Source organism: Nonomuraea candida (assembly GCF_000725485.1).
Lineage (GTDB): Bacteria > Actinomycetota > Actinomycetes > Streptosporangiales > Streptosporangiaceae > Nonomuraea > Nonomuraea candida.
Genome location: NZ_JOAG01000017.1, coordinates 104,646 through 122,536, shown reverse-complemented (window position 1 = coordinate 122,536; position 17,891 = coordinate 104,646). Strand labels below are relative to the sequence as shown.

Below are 17,891 nucleotides of genomic sequence, written 5' to 3'. Positions count from 1 at the left end.
GCGCGGCCGTCGGCGGAGGCCCGCGCTCAGGCGTTCAGCGCGGCCAGGCCGGGCGGTCGCATGCGGCCCTCCTCGCGCAGGCGGGCCACCCGGGCGAGGTTGCGCGCGGACCAGGAACTGCGCGGGCGGCGCGGGGTGTAGCGCTGGACGTACGTCGCGGCGTCCCGGCTCCGGGTCAGGCCGTCGATCCAGCCGTAGCACAACGCCTCCTGCAGAGCCTGCTCGTACGTGAGACTGGTCGGCTCCGTCGTGCCCTTCTTGGCCAGCACCACCCACACCTCGCGCTCCGAGGCGTGGTGCGCGGCCAGCCAGTCGCGCCAGGCGGCGGCGTCGGTGAAGACGTTCACGACCGCCCCTCCTTGATCGAGGCGAGGATCTCCAGGTAGTGCGGGTTGTACATGACGCCGAGCACGTTGCCCCAGGGGTCGATCACGGAGGCGGTGATGAAGCCGACGCCCCGGTCGTGCGGCGAGTCGTGCTCCTTGGCGCCCATCGCCACGAGCCGTTCGAGGGCGGCGGGCACGTCGTCCACGTGCCAGTAGACGAGGGCGCCCGCCGGCCCGCCGATCGTGTCGGGGGCCGGGGTCCTGGCCAGCTCGCTGCCGGCGTACGCGCTGTTGATGACCCCGAACTCGTGCTGGTAGTCGCCGATGCGCCATTCCATGTAGCCGGGGGTGTCCATGTAGGGCGGGATGCCGAACAGCTCGGTGTACCAGCGCCGGGTCGCGTCGAAGTCGGGCGAGTAGAAGGCGGTGGTGGTGAGTCCTCGCAACATCTGGCGGTTCCTCTCCTCGGGGTTGTGCACTCATCATGCGCCTCCAAAGTGCTCATCAACTGAGCACTTTTCCGGGCGGATTCCGAGCGGTGCCGGCCCCCTTTCCGGGTGGACTCCGAGCGGCGCCGGCCCCCGGGAGAGATCACCAGCCGAGCTCGTCGCAGCCGTTGTGGTCGGCGGGCTCGACCTGCAGCGTCGCGTGGGCCACGCCGTGGCGGCGGCGCAGCAGGTCGCGGGCCTGGTCGAGGACGGCGTGGTTGTCGCTCTGGTCGGCGGTGACCAGGTGGGCGGTGGCCACGTTCATGCCCGAGGTGAGTGTCCACAGGTGCAGGTCGTGCACGTCGCGCACGCCCTCGATGGCGGCCAGGTCGGCGGCGACGGCGGCCGGATCGACGCCCTCGGGCACGTGCTGGCCGAGCACGGCGAAGACCTGCCTGCCGAGCGAGACCGCCCGCACGGCGACGAAGACGCCGATGGCCAGGGCGATCACGGTGTCCCAGACCGGCTGCCCGGTCGCGGCGACCAGCCAGCCGGCCGCGATGACGCCCACGGAGCCGGCCGTGTCGGCCACGACCTCCAGGTAGGCGCCCTTGACGTTGAGGCTCTCGCCCGCGCCCGCGCGCAGCAGGAGCAGCGCGACCAGGTTGACGGCCAGGCCGATCGCGCCGACGATCAGCATCGGCCCGGTGGAGACCTCGGCGGGCCCGCCGATGCGGCCGATGGCCTCGATCACCACGTACAGCGCGACGCCCAGCATGAGCACGACCGCCAGCAGCGACGCGAACACCTCGGCCCGGTAGGAGCCGTAGCTGCGGCGGCCGGTGGTGTCGGGGCGGGTGGCGATCCTGGTGGCGATCAGCGCCGCGCCGAGGGTGACCACGTCGGCGGCCATGTGACCGGCGTCCGACAGCAGCGCCAGCGAGCCCGACACCAGGCCGAAGACCAGCTCGACCACGAAGAAGGCGCCGATCAGGGCGAAGGAGACCGCCAGCCGCCAGCGGTGCCGGGCGGTGGCGTGCCCGTGTCCGTGCCCCGCGCCCATCAGGTGCTCCCCTCGCGCTCGGGGTGCAGGGCCTCGGTGTGCTCGGTGTGGGCCAGCGCCAGGTCGAGCAGCATCCGCACGTGCGGGTCCTCCAGCCGGTAGAAGGCCATCCGGCCGGAGCGGCGGGCGGCCACGATGCGGTGCGCGCGCAGCAGCCGCAGGGCGTGGGAGACGGCCGACTCGCTCTGCCCGGTCACCGCGGCCAGGTCGCACACGCACAGCTCGCCCTCCAGCAGCGCCACCAGCAGGCGCAGCCGGTTGGGATCCGACAGCAGGCCGAAGACGTCGGCGGTGTCGGTCAGGTCGTCGGCGGGCGGCATGCGCTCGCGGACGGTGGCGACGCGGTCGGCGTCGACCACCCGGGCGGTACAGCCGTCCAAGGCCAGCACTCCTTCATCTGAAGACTTGCTCATATGTACAACGATAGTCGGCACCCTGGCCGGCCCGTCAAGAGCGGACCGCCCCTTGCGGCTCTATACCCGTAGGGGGTAAACCTGTCGGGACGAAGAGGACGTACGACGAAAGAGTTCCCATGACCGAGCACCACCACCACCACGATCACGGCGGGCACGAGGAGGCGGGCCACGGGCACGGCGGCCACCACGGGCACGCCGGCGCGGGCCCCGGCAAGGCGACCTGGCGGATGGCGGCCTCCGCGACGCTGCACTGCCTCACCGGCTGCGCCATCGGCGAGGTGCTCGGGCTGGTGATCGCCACCGCGCTGGGCTGGCACACCGTGCCGTCCATCGCCCTGGCCGTGGTGCTGGCGTTCTTCTTCGGCTACCTGCTCACGCTCCTGCCGCTGCGCCGGGCGGGCGTGACCTGGAAGAACGCGATCAAGCTGGCGCTGGCGGCCGACACGGTCTCGATCATCGTGATGGAGATCGTGGACAACGGGGTGATGCTGGCGGTGCCCGGCGCGATGGACGCCGGGCTGGCCTCCGGGCTGTTCTGGGGGGCGCTGGCCTTCGCCCTGCTGGTGGCCTTCCTCGTGACCACCCCGATCAACAAGTGGATCATCGGCAAGGGCAAGGGCCACGCCGTCGTCCACGCCTACCACCACTGACGGGCCCGGCACTGACGGGCCCGGCACCGAGGGGCGCGGCCGGAGGGCTCAGCGGAGGGTGGCGGTGAAGGTGCGGCCGTAGGCGTGGTGGGTGGTGGCCTCGACGAGGGTGCCGCCGGGCACGCGGCGCACCGTGACGCCCTCGTCGGCCTGGTCGAGCCGCAGCCGTCGGCCGCGCAGGACGACGCCGACGCGCTCGCGCCCCATCGTCGGGTCGGACAGGGCGACGACCGTGCGGCCGCCGGAGACCCGGACGACGACCGAGGCGGGGCCGTCCACGACCAGCCCCTCGACCGGATGCGGGCCCTCGACGCGGTGCGGGCCCTCGGAGAAGGCGTTGGCGGCGACGATCCCGAGGTCCCGGTGCGCGATGGCCTGGACGTGCGGGGTGTTGGCCAGGACCGCCAGCGGGCCGCGGGCGTAGCGGCGCAGGGCGGCCTCGGTGGCGTTCGGGACCAGCGCGTAGGCCAGGGCGTGCACCTCGCCGGCGGGGTGGGTGACCGCGGCGGTGAAGACGTTCTTGGTGATCGCGGTGTCGGGGTTGGCGGCCCGCACGACCCGGCGGCTGCGGGTGACCGTCTCCGTCCCGGCCGCGACGGGCTGGCGGGTGAGGAAGGCGTACCCGATGGAGGTACGGCGGGTGCCGTTGGCGTACCGCAACCAGCGCGGCGGCGTGGTGTCGCCCGCCCGCCAGGCGCCGCCCTGCCAGCGCTCCCCCGTGAGCGTGACGGCGTCGCCGGGGGCGGCGATGCGGCTGTCCACCGTGGTCACCGCGGCCCGGCCGCCCGCGCCCGAGACGCCCGCGGCCAGCACCACGATCTCGTCGTCGAGCATGAACCACGACTTGGTCGCGCGCGCGTTGCGGTAGGCCACGAAGTCGTCGGGCAGGACGCCCTGCTGCTTGGCGGTGTACGCCACGTCGTCCGACTGCACCATGCCCGCCACGCCGTACGCGCCGAGCGTCGCGCCGCCGGAGAAGGCGTTGCCCGCGCGCGGGAAGTACACGTAGGTGTTCTGCGACTGCGAGGAGGAGGTGAAGCCCAGCGGGTGGCCGGGGTTCTCGTACCAGAACCGCCCGTACAGGTCGGGCACCGTGCGCCGCTCCTCCACCGGCGCGGTGACCCCGGCCAGCCGGTACGGCGAGACGGCCGTGTAGTAGTCGACGCCGAACACCTCGCGCTGGTCCTCGCCCGTCAGGTAGAGGTAGTAGGCGCCGTCGCCCTGGAACCACGGCATGAGGTTCTCGCCGTTCATGTACTCGTACTTGCTGATCCGCTCCGAGCTGCGCGCCAGGGCGAAGGCGTAGCCGGGCCGGCGGTGCACGTTGCGGTCCATCGCGTTGTAGGCCACGGTGCGCGCGGGCGGGTTCAGGTCGGCGGCCGGGACGGACGCGTCGGCGCGGATGGCGGCGTAGCGGGCGATGCTGACCGGGGAGACGAAGGCGGCCGGGTCGGCGGCGGGCAGGAACCTGAGATATTTGCGCAGCGCGAGCGCGGCGGCGTCGTCCACGTGGTCGGCCAGGTCGGCGATGGCCTCCACGATCACCCCGACGTCGGTGTAGCCGGTGGCCGTGCGCGCGACCGCCCGCCCCTTGACGATCTCCATCATCCACCCCTCGAAGATCAGCGGGGCGAAGCCGTCGGTGAGCCAGCGGTAGACGGTGCCGGGCAGCTCGCCGGCCGCCGCGCCGGTCGCGCCCTCCAGCGTCTTGAGCGTCTGCACGACGCGGGTCAGCAGGATGCGGCCGTAGGAGCCGGTGTAGGCCACCGAGTGGTGCTGGATGAAGGAGCCGTCGCGGTAGTAGCCGTCGGTGACGCCGTGGCGCAGGTCGTACGGGTCGATCGTGGCGAACACCGTGGCCTGGTCGGCGATGGCCTTCGCGACGCGGGCGTCGTCGCCGGTGAGCGCGCCCTGGAGGATGCGGTTGGCGGTGATGTCGGCCAGGTTGGCGCCGGTGTGGAAGCGGGAGTCGAGATCGACGTCACCGTCCTTGCCGTTGCGCAGGTAGGCGTCCATCGAGGCGATGTAGGTCCGGGTGAGGTCGGCGGGCGCCTGGTCGGCCAGCAGCGCCAGCGTCCTGCTGACGTGGGTGGGGATGCCGATCTCCCAGTTGTGCCAGTTGCCGTAGTAGCCGGCCGCCTGGTCGCCGAAGTGGCGCTCGTGCAGCCACCGCAGCCCGTCGGCGACCCGGCGGCGCGCGGCGAGGTCGTTCTCCATGCGGCCGCCGGGGGTGCGGGTGGCCAGGGCGATCTCGTACAGGTACTGGTAGGCCAGGCGGAGGTTCGCGTCGTCCGTGCCGAGCTTCAGGCCGGCGAACAGCTCCCCGTCGCCGGCGCCGTCCATGGCCGTCAGGCGCTGCGCGGCGGTGCCGGCGATCGCCGCGAGCTTGCCCGCGACCTCGGGGCGGACGTTGACCTCGGGGGTTCCGGCGAGGATGGCCACGGTGTTGGCGAGCAGCCGTGGATGATCGATCCCCGCCGCCGCGGCGGCCGCGGCGGCGCGTACGGGGGCGGCCAGGGTGACCAGGCCGGCGGCGGGGAGCAGGGAGAGAACCTGGCGGCGGGACATGTGCGGCACGGCGGGCTCCAGGCCGTTGGAGGATATGCCGCGCTCACCATACATGATCTTCTTCGACCGGCCCAGGGTTCCGCGTGACGATCAGGAGGCGGAGCCGGTGGCCTCGGCCGAAGCCCGCGCGGGCGTCTGCGCCGGCTTCTCCGCGGACATCTGTGCGGGCGGCTGCTCGGGGGTCTCCACGGGGTTCTCCGCGGGCGCCTGCGCGGGCGGCTGGGCGGCGGGGCGGCGCGGGATGACGAGGCCGACGATGAAGGCCGCGAAGAGCAGCCCCGCCGCGATGCCGAACGCGAGCCGGTAGCCGCCGGTCAGGGCCTCGGCCCGGGCCACGCCCGCGCCCAGCAGTTCCTCGGTACGCCCGGCCGCCATCGTGGTCAGCACCGCCACCCCGACCGCCATGCCCACCTGCTGCGTGGTGTTGAACAGCCCGGAGGCCAGGCCCGCGTCGCTCTCCTTGGCCCCCGACATGCCCAGCGTGGCCAGCGCCGGCAGCACCAGGCCGCCGCCCCAGATGAGCAGCATCACGGGGAGCAGGTGCGTGACGTACCCGGCGTCCGACGGGATGCGCGTGAGCAGGAGCATGGCGGCCGTGAGCATCACCAGCCCGCCGAGCAGCACGACCTTGGGGCCGAAGCGGGCGCTGAGCCGGGCGGAGGCGAACAGCGAGAGCGTGCCGATGCCGACGGCGGCCGGCAGCATGGCCAGCCCGGTGTCCAGGGCGCCGTAGCCGAGCACCTGCTGCATGTAGATCGCGACCAGCACCTGGAAGGCGAACATGCCGGACAGCGCCAGCATCTGGGCCAGGTTGGCCCCGACGACGTTGCGGGAGCGCAGGATGCGCAGCGGCATGAGCGGCGCCTTGGCCGTGGCCTGCCGGGCGACGAACGCGGCGAGCAGGGCCAGCGACACCGCGCCGAGGCCGAGGGTGTGGGCGGCGAGCCAGCCGTGTTCCTCCACCTTGACCACGGTGTAGATGCCGAGCATCAGCCCGGAGGTGACCAGCACGGCCCCGATGACGTCGGCCCCCGCCGCCAGGCCCGCCCCGCGGTCGGCGGGCAGGACGCGCAGGGCCAGCGCCACCGTCACCACGCCGATGGGCACGTTGATGAGGAAGATCCACGGCCAGCTGAACGCGTCGGTGAGCACCCCGCCCAGCACCTGGCCGAGGGAGGCCCCGGCGGCTCCGGTGGAGCTGAAGATCGCGATGGCCTTGACCCGTTCGCGGGTGTCGGAGAACAACGTCACCAGGATGCCCAGGACGACGGCCGAGGCCATCGCGCTGCCCACGCCCTGGAGGAACCGGGCGGTGATCAGCATCCCCGGCCCGGTGGCCGCGCCGGCCAGCAAGGAGGCGGCGGTGAAGACCACGTTCCCGGCCAGGAACATCGCCCGGCGGCCGATCAGGTCGCCCAGCCGTCCCGACAGGAGCAGCAGACCGCCGAAGGCGATCAGGTAGGCGTTCATCATCCAGCTCAGGCCGGCGGGCGAGAAGCCCAGGTCGCGCTGGATGGCGGGCAGCGCGACGGTGACGATGCTGCCGTCGAGGATGGTCATCAGACCGGTGGCGGACAGCACGCCGAGCGCGGTCCAGCGCGAACGATCACTTATGTACGACACAGTCTCTCCCGTTCGAAGTCGACAGGAGAGACCGTAGCAGATAGTTCCGTTATAGACGATATCTTTCGGATCTACTTTTTCCGCTCGCGCGCCCTGCGCACCGGCTGCGGGCTCTCGACCGGCGCCGCGAGATGTCCTGTGACCAGCCGGTTCAGCGCGCGGACGAGCACCTCGCGCTCGTCGTCGGGCAGCGCGCCGAGCGCGTCGCGGTGCACGCCGTCCACGATCTCCTGGCTGCGCCTGGCCACCTCGGCGCCGGCGTCGGTGACCGCGATGATGCGGGCCCGGCGGTCCGTGCTCGACGGGCGGCGCTCGGCGTACCCGGCCTTCTCCAGGGCGTCCACGGTCACCACCATCGTGGTCTTGTCCATGTCGCCCAGCTCGGCGAGCTGGATCTGGGTGCGCTCCTCCTCCAGAGCGTGCACGAGCACGCAGTGCATGCGCGCGGTGAGCCCGATCTCCGCGAGCGCGGCCGACATGCGGGAACGCAGCACGTGGCTGGTGTGGTCGAGCAGGAAGGACAGGTCCGTTTCGGTACGGGTGGGAGCCATGGCGGTCATGTCCCCAGACTACCCATCGGTTTCGCTGCGGATAATCTACGACCGAATCGTTTTCCGGGATCTCCTCGGGCGGCTCTCGTCAGGCCGCTCTCGTCAGGCCGCTCTCGTCAGGCCGCCGAGGCGGCGTACCGCCTGGTAGTACGACCAGGCGAGGCGGTCGCAGGCGGTCTTGCGCGGCGCCGTGTACCCGCCGCACACCTGCCGCAGGTCGAAGAGGAACGCCCGGTCGACGTGCTCCCTGTTGTCCGGGAACCGGCCGGCCGCCTTGTAGTTGCGGTAGCCGAAGTCGTGCCGCCTGCACGCCATCCGGAAGTCGAAGCCGAGCGGCCGATCGGGGCTGCTCGAACACAGGTCGCTGGACCAGTCGAAGGCGTAGGCGGTCCACGTGTCGCGACCGGCCCAGGCCGTCCGCCAGGCGGCGGCGCTGAGGGCGGTGGGCTGCGTGAGCGCGAACAGTGCGGCGAGCTTCTGCTCCAGCGTCACCGCGCGCACCGGAGCCGGCGCCGCCTGCGGGGCGGCGGGAACCGGGGTCGCGTACGGAGCCGGAGCCGGAGCCGCGTGTGCGGCGGCGGAGGCGGAGGCGGGAACCCGGGTGGCATGCAAAGCCGTGGAGGCAGGAACCGAGGTCGCGTGCGAAGCCGCGGAGGCGGGAGCCGGGGTCGCCAGGGCGATGCTCAAGACGATGGCCGAGGCGAGGAGAGACCGTCCAACCATGGGGACCTGCTTGTCGTGCCGGAACCGGGTGCCTGTCCCGGCCATCCTCACCCGGCCCCCCGCCACGGGCGAGGACCTCCGGGCCGTCCCTGGGCACTCCTCACCGAGCCTTTACCCGCGGCCGTACCTCCCGGACCGGGTGGCCCGCGCGCACACGACGAGCGGGCCGGTCCGGGGTCGCCTCCCCGGCCGGCCCGCTCGCGGGTCTGCTACTTCGACAGGTAGAGGGTCTTCCAGGTGCCCGCGTACAGGCAGGTGAGCGAGGGCTTGGCGGCCTTGCCCTCGGCGCAGACCTTCAGCTCGACCTGGTAGACGTCGCGATACTTGAACGAGAACTCCTTCGGCGTACGGTACGAGCAGTCGCGCACGGTGTGATGCCGGAACGGCAGCTCGCTCCCCGAGCGGTAGGTGATGCGGAAGACGGCGTAGCCGCAGGAGCCGCCACGGGTGTTGTCGGACACCTTGCCCTTGATCCGCACGAGGTCGGCGGTCGGCAGGTCGGCGTGGTCCTCGCCGGTGGCGCTCAGCGTGCCGGCGGCCGTGGCGCCGCGCCCGGGCGCGTGGTGCGGGCCCCATCCGGCGCTCGCCTGCGCGGCCGGGGTGAAGAGGGCGGTGGCGGCGAGCGTGGCGGTGGCGGCGAGGGTTAACCCGGCGAGAGTACGGGAGATCGTCATCGGGAGACCGTCCTTCCTGGTGGGATGGCCACACTGTGCGACGCGCCGATTTCAGGCGGCTTGCCGGCCGGCTGCCGCGACTTTCAACCGTCTTGTCCCCTGCCTTGCAACCGCCTTGCCACCCGCCCGGCCGCCTGGGTGGTTCAGGCGGGGCGGCGGTCGGTCAGGTGCATGCGGAGGTCGTGCTCGGCCCACAGGACGAAGCGCTCCACGGGGGTCACGGGATGGCCGGGGACCGGTTCGAAGCGGAACCTCGCGAGCAGCACGGCGAGCACCAGCTCGGCCTCGACCATGGCCAGGCTCGCGCCCTCGCAGGAGCGCGGGCCCAGGCCGAAGGGGACGTAGGCGAAGCGGGGGCGGCGGGCCTGCGCCTCCGGGGTGAAGCGGCCGGGGTCGAAGGTGCGCGGGTCCGGCCAGTACGCCGGGTTCAGGTGGACGGCCCAGAACGGGTAGAAGATGGTGGTGCCCGCAGGGATGTGGTGATCGCCCAGGGTGAGGGCTTCGGTGGTCTCTCTGGCGCCGTACGGGCCCGGCGGGTAGAGGCGCATCGACTCCTTGAGCGCCATCTCCAGTTGTGGCAGGCGTCTGAGGTCGGCGTACTCCGGAGCCGGACGGCCGTCCAGGACGGCGTCCAGTTCCTCGGTCACGCGGGCGGCGTGGGCCGGGTGGCGGGACAGGAGGTGAAGGGTCCAGGAGACGGCCACGCCGGTGGTGTGGTGGGCGGCGAGCATGATCATCAGAACGGAGTCCCGGATCCGGGCCGGACTCATCCCCGCCTTCACCAGCGCGGCCACGAGCTCACTCCCCCTGCCCTCCGGCCCGCCGTCCCCACCACGCTCCAGGACGCCATCCCCGTGCCCGTCCCCGCCACGCTCCGGCACGCCATCCTCGCGCCCGCCCCCGCCACGCTCCGGCGCACCGGCCCCGTGCCCGTCCCCGCTACGCTCCAGGACGCCGTTCACGACCTCGCGCAGGTATGCCAGGGCCTCTTCCGCCCGGGTCAGCTCGTCGTCGCGCTCGTAGAGGCGGCCGAGATAGACGGTCAGCACGGTCTCGAACGCGCTCACCACGCGGGCCGGGTCGTCGATGCCGCCGCCGAGGGCGTACTGGCAGATCATCCGCAGTGACAGCTCGCTCAGGTCCTGCTGCAACGCCACCGGCCCCTCGGCGGCGCGCCGCGCCCAGCGGTCGGCCAGGTCCGTGGCCAGGGCGGTGAAGCCGGCGAAGTGGGCCTCGTGCGAGGGTCGGCCGGCCAGCACCGAGAGCAGCGCGCGGCGGAACGGGCCGTGCTCGTCGGCCGGGAGGGTCTGCAGGTTGCCCGCCTCGCACAGCGGGGCCAGGAACTCGAACAGCTTGTCCGGGCGCTTGTCGATCCCGGCCGTGGCCTCCAGGAGCACGGGGTCTGCCACCGAGATCGCCGTCTCGGCGCCGGGGAGCTGGAAGCGGACCAGGGGGCCGTACCGTTCGTGCAGGTCGAGCTGGTAGGTGTGCAGGCCGCCCGCCGCCGCGATGGCGCTCAGGCCGCCGTCCGGCTGGGCGGGAGGTCCGGGGATGTCGCGCACGTCGTCACGGTCTCCCGATCACGCCCCTTTGGCAAGCCCGGCCTCTTCGACCAGCCCGGCTCTTCGGCCCGGGCGGGGCGGGCGTAGACGTATGCGTATGGCATTGAGCGGGACGGCCATGGCCCGTCTCATCCGGAAGGCGTCACCATGGAGTCATGTTCGCACTCGCCCTCATCACTCTCGTGCTGCACGGCGCCCTCACGGGCCTCTTCTACACCTTCTCCATGTCCGTCATGCCGGGGCTGAACGCCATCGAGCCCGACCGTGCGGAGGCCGCGATGCGCAGCGTCAACCGGAAGATCCTCAACCCGTGGCTGTACCTCGTGTTCCTGGGCTCCCCGATCGCGGCCCTGGTGACCGGCTTCCTCGCGGACGCCCCCGCCGCGCCGTGGTTCTTCGCCGCCGCCGGTGTGAGCTTCGTCGGATCGTTCCTGGTCACGGCGGCGATCAACGTACCGATGAACAACGCGCTGGACGCCGGCACCATGGCGTGGAAGGACTACTCGCGGCGCTGGACCGCCTTCAACACGCTGCGCGCCGTGGCCTCGGCGGCCGGGCTGGTGCTGGTCGGGATCGGGCTGACCGGGCTGTGACCACGGGCGGCTCACGCCGTGCGCGGCGGCGATGGTGAAAGGATCGGAGGGCACAGTCCGGCCTTGGAAGGCATAGCGAAAGGCACACAGAGTTGGCTCCGAACATCGCGACCGCGCGCCGCGTCGACCTGCCCGAACTGCTCGACTTCCTGCGTCCCCGGCACCACGGCCTGCTGTCCACCACCCGCGCGGACGGCCGTCCCCAGCTCTCCCCCGTCTCGTGCGGCGTCGACGAGGGCGGCCGGATCGTGGTGTCCACCTATCCCGACCGCGCCAAGGCGGTCAACGCCCGCCGCGACGACCGCGTGTCGATCTGCGTGCTGTCCGACGACTGGAACGGCCCGTACGTGCAGGTGGACGGGCACGCCGAGGTGCTGGACATGCCGGAGGCCCTGGAGGCGCTGGTCGAGTACTACCGGTGCATCGCCGGCGAGCACCCGGACTGGGACGAATACCGCGAGGCCATGCGCCGCCAGGACAAGTCGCTGATCCGCCTCCACATCGACCGCTGGGGCCCCATCGCGACCGGCGGCTTCCCGGCCCGCCTGGCCCAGAACGACTGACCCCACGACCACCCCGCCTCGGGCGGCGCTCCCTTCCCGCGCGCGCGTGACCTGGTTTCCGCCGCGCCGCCAGCACCAGGAGCACATCCCCTGTGCGCACTTCTGCGCGGTCCCGGCGCCCGCGCGGCCTCACCGTACTGCTGGGGCCACGGACGTCGTACGCAACCGATCAGAAGGGGGATGGACAGTTGTCCACCATCACCATCAAGCGCCGGATCGCCGCCGCTCTGCTCGCGATCGCCGGCCTGGGCGCGCTGACCGGCGTGTCGTCGGGCCCGGCGGCCGCGAGCGCGGCTCCCGTTCCGGAGGTCTTCAGCACCTACCTGAACGACTACACGATGACCGGGCTCGGGTCGCGCAGGTTCGACCTGCACGTGCCCGCGGGCAGCTACCTGTTCATGGCCAAGGTGTCGCCGTACAACAACACCACCGAGACCCACTGGGTGGACTGCCGGCTCCAGGCCGGCACGGGCTTCGACGTCAGCCACGCCACGCTCGACGGCGTGGGCGGCCAGGCGATCACGCTGAACCTGGTCAACTCCTTCAGCGCACCCTCCATGGTGAGCCTGACCTGCTTCAACAGCAGCCAGTTCCACACCACCCAGCTGAAGATGATCAAGATCTCGGCCATCCGGGTCAACCCGCCGCTGGTGAACACGAAGATCGAGCTCTGACGAGCTCCACCTCCACCGGCCGGAACCGCCACCCGACGGCGGTTCCGGCCACACCGGCCTCGCACCCACCCGGGCCCGCACGACCCATGGAACACCCGGCGACACACCCGGCGGCTCCGTCCCGCCCCCGGGAGCCCGCCCGGAGGTCTACCCTTGAGCCTGGCGACCGGCCGACCGCCGGAACCAGGTGGAGACAGCCGGGAAAGCCGCCCCGGCGCGCGGGGAGGAGAGCCGGCCCCGCAGCCCCCCTCCAGTGTCCGCAGGGGCGGCTCCCCTCTCCTCAACCCTTGAGGATGACGCGCCCGGCAGGAAGGCCCTGGTCTTCCCGGGAAGCCCATTCCCCGGAAGTATGGCCTGATCAGTGCCATGATTGGCCGACATGGACAGCCCGCTCGCCTCGTCACGCGGACCACTGGCCGACTTCCTGGCCGCCCGGCGCGCCGCGGTCACCGCGGCCGAGCACGGCCTGCCCGAGCCCGCCTACCCCCGCCGGGTGACCGGCCTGCGCCGGGAGGAGGTGGCCCAGCTCGCCGGAATCAGCACCGACTACTACACGCGCCTGGAGCAGGGCCGCGTCCGCACCGCCTCCCGCGCCGTGCTGAACGCCATCGGCCGCGCCCTCCTGCTCACCCCCGAACAGCAGCAACATCTGTTCCGGCTCGCCTACCCCGAGACGAGCGAGGTGCCCGGCGAGACCGAGCAGCAGGTCAGCCCGCAGACGGTGCGGCTGCTGGCCAACGTCGCCGACACGCCCGCCCTGGTGCTCGGCCGCTACCTCGACATCCTGGCCTGGAACCGGCTCGGCGCCGCACTGCTCGGCGACCTGGCCGCCGTGCCGCCCGCGCACCGCAACTACGTGCGCATGGTCTTCCTCGACGAGCACGTACGGGCCCTGCAGACGGACTGGCCGGCCCGCGCCCGCGAAGCCGTCTCCAGCCTGCGCATGGCCGCGGGCGCCTTCCCCGACCAGCCCCGGCTGCAGGAGCTCGTCAGCGAGCTGTGCGGGTGTGACGACGACTTCCGCACCTGGTGGAGCCAGCACCTGGTGACGCTGAACCCGTTCGGCCACAGCACCGTCCGGCATCCCGTCACCGGCCCTCTCAGCGTCGACTGGCAGGTGCTGACCAGCGTCGACGACCACGAGCAGGCCATCGTCCTCATCACGGCCCCGCCCGGCGGCTCCGACCACGCCGCCCTGCGCCGCCTGGACGCCTGGGCCGCGAAACGCTCACTGCGCCCCAGCCACCCCATCTCCCTCACCAGCGGCCGCCCCGGCGCCACACCCTGGCCAGGCAGGCCGCCGGTTCCTCCGGTGCGCAGGTGGCGATCGCGACGCGGCCGCCCGGCCGGATGAGAGTGTGACGCTCGCCGCCGCCGGGCAGGGCGGGACGCTCGAAAGACCTCAAGGGGAGGGGGTCAGGAAGGCGCTGACCTGGACGGCGAACTCCTCCGGATCGACGATCCGCACGCCCAGGCTCTCGGCCTTGGCCCGCTTGGACCCGGCCTTCTCCCCGGCCACCAGCAGCGACGTCCTGGCCGAGACGCTGGAGGACGCCTTGCCGCCCGCGCGCTCGATCAGCTCGTTCACCTCGTTGCGGGTCAGCGCCTCCAGCGGCCCGCTCATCGCGCCGGTCACCACGACGGACATCCCGGCCAGCGGCAGCGTGACCGCGCCGGCGGCCTCCTGGGCGCCGGGCTCGGCGACCTCGCCGGCCTCACCAGGCCCGCCGGGCTCGCCGGGCTCCGCGGGCGGGGTCCAGCCCGGCTCCGTCATGGTGACGCCGGCCTTGATGAGCTTGTCGATGAGAGGGGCGAGCTCGATCAGCTCCGCGACCACCACCGGGGCCTTCTCCGGGCCGATGCCCTCGACCGCCTGGATCGCCTCGGCGTCGGCCGCGAGGATGGCCTGCATGCTGCCGAAGTGCCGGGCGATGCGGCGGCTCATGGACCGCCCGGTGCCGCGCACGCCGAGTGCGCAGAACACCCGGCTGAGCGGCCGGCCCTTGGCCCGCTCCAGGGCGGCCAGCAGATTGTCGGTGCTGGTCTCACCCATGCGCTCCAGGCCGAGGAGCTGCTCGCGGGTGAGGAAGAACAGGTCGGCGAAGTCGGCGATGAGACCGAGGTCGAGCATTTGCTTGATGCGGTTCTCGGCCAGGCCCTCGACGTCGAGCTGGTCACGGCCCACGGCGTAGACGATGGAGGCGATCGCCCGGCACTGGCGCCCGCGCACGCACCGCCACCGCTCCTGCGAGGTGTCGATGGCGTCGCCGCAGGACGGGCAGACCTGCGGGATCTCGATGGGCCGCTCCTCGCCCGTGCGCAGGTGCACGACCGGCGCCTCGACCCGCGGGATGACGTCGCCCGCCTTGTAGACGGTCACGCTGTCGCCCAGCATCAGGCCGCGCCGGGCGATGTCGGCGGGGTTGTGCAGCGTGGCGTAGGTGACGACGCTGCCGTCCAGCTTGACCGGCTCCAGCACGGCGCGCGGCGCGATGATGCCGGTGCGGCCGGTGTTCCACTCCACGGCCAGCAGCTTGGTGATCTTCTCGGTGGCGGGCAGCTTGTAGGCCACCGCCCAGCGCGGCGCCCGCGAGCTGAACCCCGCCTCGGCCTGGTCGGCGGCCGAGTCACATCTGATCACGATGCCGTCGATGCCGAACGGCAGCCCCGCCCGCGCCGCGGCGATCTCGGCGACGCGCTCGCTCACCCGCTCCAGCGTCTCGGCGACGATGCCGGCGACCGCCGTCGAGGCGGTGGTCTGCACGCCCTGCCCGGCCACCCACTCCATGACGCGGCTGTGCGGCAGCTCCCGCAGGCGCACGGCCAGCTCGGAGTCGTCGCCGGGCGACGGCAACGCCCCGTAGGCGAAGAAGGTCAGCTCGCAGGTGTAGGGCCGGTCCTGGGCGCGCAGCGTGCCCGCCGCCGCGCTGCGCGGGTTGGCGAACGTGGTGCCGTCGTGGGCCTGCCGTTTGGCGCAGGCCTCCTCGAACTGGGTGGCGGTCATCATGACCTCGCCGCGCAGCTCCACCGTGACCGGCTCGGCCAGCCGGTCGGGCAGGCCGACGATGGTGCCGATGGCGTGCGAGACGTCCTCGCCCGCGGCCCCGTCGCCGCGCGTGACGAGCTGTGCGAGCCGCCCGTGCCGGTAGCGGGCCGAGATGGCCAGGCCGTCGAGCTTGGGCTCCACGCTCCACGCCGTCACGGGACGGCCCAGCCGGCGCTCCAGCCCGGTCACCCAGTCGGCGAGCTGGTCGGGGCCGAACACGTTGTCGAGGCTCAGCATGGGCACCGTGTGCGGCACGTCGCCCACCACGGCGCCGCCGGCCACCTTGCCCGTCGGCGAGGACGGCAGCACCGCTTCGGGATGGGCCCGCTCGTACGCCTCGATGCCCCGCACCAGCCGGTCGTAGGCGTCGTCATCAAGGGTGGAGGTGCCGTCGGCGTAGTAGGCGGCGGCCGAGTCGACGGCGAGCTGCACGGCCTCGGCGTAGGCCGCGTCGTCGGCGAGGACGGTGAACGGGGGCGTCTCGGTCATGGCACAACAATGCCGTCCGTCACCGACAGTTCCGAACCCCAGAACCGGCCCCGCACGCCCCACACTCCCACGCACACGGAATCCCCACCCGCACCCCACTGCCACCCGTACCGAACCTGCACCTGCACCGCACTCCCGTACGCCGCGCACCCGCACGCCTTCACACCGCCGCACCGGGCCTGCCGTGTGGGTCTGGCTCGGCGTTTCCCCGGGAATCCGCTCCCGCCGTGAGACTAGGCTTTCCCGGTCCGGTCCCCCCACCGATGGAGTGCGTCCGATGGCTCGTCGCTCCGCTGCCCCGCCGCAGGTGCACCAGTTGAAGGTCACCCTGCGGGACGTCCGCCCCACGGTGTGGCGGCGGCTGCTGGTGCCGTCCGAGATGACGTTCGGGGCGCTGCACTACGTCTTGCAGGACGCCTTCGGGTGGGAGGACGAGCACCTGCACAAGTTCCGCCTCGACTCCGTCGAGTACGTGCCCGAACCGCTCATGGACGGGCCGCTGCGCGGGTTCGGGCCGCCTCTCGTGCGCGAGGACGACGTACGGCTGCGCCAGGTCGTGCCCCGGCCCGGCGCCGTCTTCGACTACGTCTACGACCTGGGCGAGGAGTGGCGGCACCGCGTCGAGGTGGAGGACGTCCGCGAGGCGGAGGCCGAGGCGTACTATCCGGCCTGCGCCGCCGGTCGCGGGCGCGCGCCCGGGGAGGACCCCGGCGTCCATGTCCCGGGCCCCTTCGACGAGTGCGAGCGTCTCGCGCTCGACAAGCTGTTCCGTGAGAACGGCGCGCTGCCCGGGCGCGACCTGCCGGGCCCGGGCGGCGAGGTCGATCCGGTGTTCACGGCGCTGTTCCCGGCCTTCGCCGTGCGGGAGGACGACGCGGAGCCGGCCCCCGCGCCGGCCGAGCTCGCGCGCCTCGCCAGGCAGGCCGAGGCGTCGCTGCTGGTGCGGCGGGCGCGCGGGCTGGCCGGATGGGTGGGCTCCGGGCGGGCGCTGACGCCCGGCAAGGTGCTGCGCCCGGCCGACGCGGTACGCGCCGTGGCCGACCTCGGGCTGTACGACGTCCTGGCGCCGGAGCCGCGTTTCCCCTCGGGGGCGTCCGCGCCGCCCGAGTGGGTGCTGCGGCTGCGGGCGGAGGAGGCCGCGCGGCGGGAGAAGGGCAGGTCGGCGCGGCTGCGCAGCGCCAAGGACCTGCCCGCGCTGCACGGCCTGTGGAACGCGGCCGTCGAGGCCCGCCTGATCGCGACCCGCGGCGCCAAGGCCATCGCCACCTCTGCCGGTGAGGCGGACGGCCGTGAGGCGGCCTGCGGCGGGGAGATGGCCGGACGGGCGGGCGAGGTCGTCGAGACGTGGGCCCGCCTGCTGGCCGGGCTGCTGCGCTCCCGCGTCAGGATCGCCCGCGAGGAGCGCTCCTATTACGCCCCGCAGATCCCGTTGGAGGCGGTGTACCCGTTCACCGCGCAGATCCTGGAAGGGCTGGGCGAGCGCCCCTTCCCCGTGCTGCTCCCCGCGCCGGCCATCGCCATGGCCGGCGGCGACACCACGGGACTGTACGGGCTGGAGGGCGACCTGCTGCACAACGTCCGCCTGGTGATGGGCGACTGGGTCCTGAGCGGGGTGATCGAGCCGGCGAACGACACCGCCGGCCGGGCCGCGGACGCCGGCGAGCTGGACCGGCTGGTGGAGGAGCTGGCCACCTCTCTCGGGCAGGGCTCCTGTCCCGCGGGGTTCCTCGAGACGGCGCCGCGGTCGTCCATCGAGGCCGTGTACGCCGGCGACGCCTTCCGGGTGACCCCGCTGGGGGCGTACGGGCTGCGTCGGCTCCTCGCCGCTCACGGCTGGACGACGCGCGGCCCCAATGAAGAACGCTCCTCACGATATGTCGAGACAAAGGCCCGCGACTGCTTCGGATAAACCCCACGAAACCCATCACATCCGGAACGCCTC

Annotated in this window: 17 protein-coding genes; 6 read left to right on the top strand and 11 right to left on the bottom strand. The window is 72.8% G+C overall.

Annotated elements, in window-relative coordinates; genetic code table 11:
- Window positions 1-26: 26 nt before the first annotated feature.
- The 4 genes from IO39_RS18115 to IO39_RS18100 all read right to left on the bottom strand — a co-directional run bounded on the left by IO39_RS18115 (window position 27) and on the right by IO39_RS18100 (window position 2,206).
- Window positions 27-347, bottom strand: coding sequence for a YdeI/OmpD-associated family protein (locus tag IO39_RS18115; RefSeq protein WP_043624190.1), 321 nt, complete (start codon window positions 345-347; stop codon window positions 27-29).
- Complete coding sequence (locus tag IO39_RS18110) at window positions 344-775, bottom strand: VOC family protein (RefSeq protein ID WP_043624187.1); 432 nt, start codon at window positions 773-775, stop codon at window positions 344-346. The genes IO39_RS18115 and IO39_RS18110 overlap by 4 nt, the downstream gene beginning before the upstream one ends.
- A gap of 142 nt (window positions 776-917) precedes the next feature.
- Window positions 918-1,817, bottom strand: coding sequence for a cation diffusion facilitator family transporter (locus IO39_RS18105; RefSeq protein ID WP_043624084.1), 900 nt, complete (start codon window positions 1,815-1,817; stop codon window positions 918-920).
- A complete protein-coding gene (locus IO39_RS18100) occupies window positions 1,817-2,206 on the bottom strand; it encodes an ArsR/SmtB family transcription factor (RefSeq protein ID WP_342671424.1) in 390 nt (129 codons plus the stop codon). The genes IO39_RS18105 and IO39_RS18100 overlap by 1 nt, the downstream gene beginning before the upstream one ends.
- Before the next feature lie 143 nt (window positions 2,207-2,349).
- On the opposite strand from IO39_RS18100, the gene IO39_RS18095 reads away from it, so the two are divergent.
- Window positions 2,350-2,883, top strand: a complete 534-nt coding sequence (locus tag IO39_RS18095; protein WP_043624078.1) for a DUF4396 domain-containing protein — start codon at window positions 2,350-2,352, stop codon at window positions 2,881-2,883.
- 48 nt (window positions 2,884-2,931) lie between these two features.
- On the opposite strand, the gene IO39_RS18090 is transcribed toward IO39_RS18095, so the two are convergent.
- The 6 genes from IO39_RS18090 to IO39_RS18065 all read right to left on the bottom strand — a co-directional run bounded on the left by IO39_RS18090 (window position 2,932) and on the right by IO39_RS18065 (window position 10,584).
- Window positions 2,932-5,505: a polysaccharide lyase family 8 super-sandwich domain-containing protein gene (locus tag IO39_RS18090; protein ID WP_084773040.1), complete on the bottom strand. Its 2,574-nt coding sequence runs from the start codon at window positions 5,503-5,505 to the stop codon at window positions 2,932-2,934.
- A gap of 36 nt (window positions 5,506-5,541) precedes the next feature.
- Window positions 5,542-7,074, bottom strand: a complete 1,533-nt coding sequence (locus tag IO39_RS18085; RefSeq protein ID WP_245642040.1) for an MFS transporter — start codon at window positions 7,072-7,074, stop codon at window positions 5,542-5,544.
- A 71-nt stretch (window positions 7,075-7,145) separates the two neighbouring features.
- The gene (locus IO39_RS18080) at window positions 7,146-7,634 is read right to left on the bottom strand and encodes a MarR family winged helix-turn-helix transcriptional regulator (RefSeq protein ID WP_043624072.1); all 489 of its coding nucleotides are present in this window, start codon (window positions 7,632-7,634) and stop codon (window positions 7,146-7,148) included.
- 93 nt (window positions 7,635-7,727) lie between these two features.
- The gene (locus tag IO39_RS56765; RefSeq protein ID WP_245642039.1) at window positions 7,728-8,117 is read right to left on the bottom strand and encodes a phospholipase; all 390 of its coding nucleotides are present in this window, start codon (window positions 8,115-8,117) and stop codon (window positions 7,728-7,730) included.
- A gap of 440 nt (window positions 8,118-8,557) precedes the next feature.
- Window positions 8,558-9,022, bottom strand: a complete 465-nt coding sequence (locus IO39_RS18070; protein ID WP_043624069.1) for a hypothetical protein — start codon at window positions 9,020-9,022, stop codon at window positions 8,558-8,560.
- 143 nt (window positions 9,023-9,165) lie between these two features.
- Window positions 9,166-10,584 carry a cytochrome P450 gene (locus IO39_RS18065; RefSeq protein WP_043624066.1) on the bottom strand — a complete coding sequence of 473 codons (1,419 nt, stop codon included), beginning with the start codon at window positions 10,582-10,584 and terminating at the stop codon, window positions 9,166-9,168.
- Window positions 10,585-10,739: 155 nt separating this feature from the next.
- On the opposite strand from IO39_RS18065, the gene IO39_RS18060 reads away from it, so the two are divergent.
- The 4 genes from IO39_RS18060 (at window position 10,740) to IO39_RS18045 (ending at window position 13,768) form a co-directional block, all read left to right on the top strand.
- Window positions 10,740-11,177, top strand: coding sequence for an anthrone oxygenase family protein (locus IO39_RS18060; protein WP_043624062.1), 438 nt, complete (start codon window positions 10,740-10,742; stop codon window positions 11,175-11,177).
- Between the two features lie 92 nt (window positions 11,178-11,269).
- The gene (locus IO39_RS18055; protein WP_043624059.1) at window positions 11,270-11,740 is read left to right on the top strand and encodes a PPOX class F420-dependent oxidoreductase; all 471 of its coding nucleotides are present in this window, start codon (window positions 11,270-11,272) and stop codon (window positions 11,738-11,740) included.
- Between the two features lie 188 nt (window positions 11,741-11,928).
- Window positions 11,929-12,414 carry a hypothetical protein gene (locus IO39_RS18050; protein WP_043624055.1) on the top strand — a complete coding sequence of 162 codons (486 nt, stop codon included), beginning with the start codon at window positions 11,929-11,931 and terminating at the stop codon, window positions 12,412-12,414.
- A 379-nt stretch (window positions 12,415-12,793) separates the two neighbouring features.
- A complete protein-coding gene (locus IO39_RS18045) occupies window positions 12,794-13,768 on the top strand; it encodes a helix-turn-helix transcriptional regulator (protein ID WP_063765302.1) in 975 nt (324 codons plus the stop codon).
- Window positions 13,769-13,816: 48 nt separating this feature from the next.
- Here the strand turns inward: IO39_RS18045 and ligA are convergent, their stop codons facing one another.
- On the bottom strand, window positions 13,817-15,949 hold the full coding sequence (ligA, locus tag IO39_RS18040) for an NAD-dependent DNA ligase LigA (protein WP_043624052.1): 2,133 nt from the start codon (window positions 15,947-15,949) through the stop codon (window positions 13,817-13,819).
- 277 nt (window positions 15,950-16,226) lie between these two features.
- On the opposite strand from ligA, the gene IO39_RS50735 reads away from it, so the two are divergent.
- A complete protein-coding gene (locus IO39_RS50735) occupies window positions 16,227-17,858 on the top strand; it encodes a plasmid pRiA4b ORF-3 family protein (RefSeq protein WP_169789079.1) in 1,632 nt (543 codons plus the stop codon).
- The last annotated feature ends 33 nt before the right edge of the window (window positions 17,859-17,891 follow it).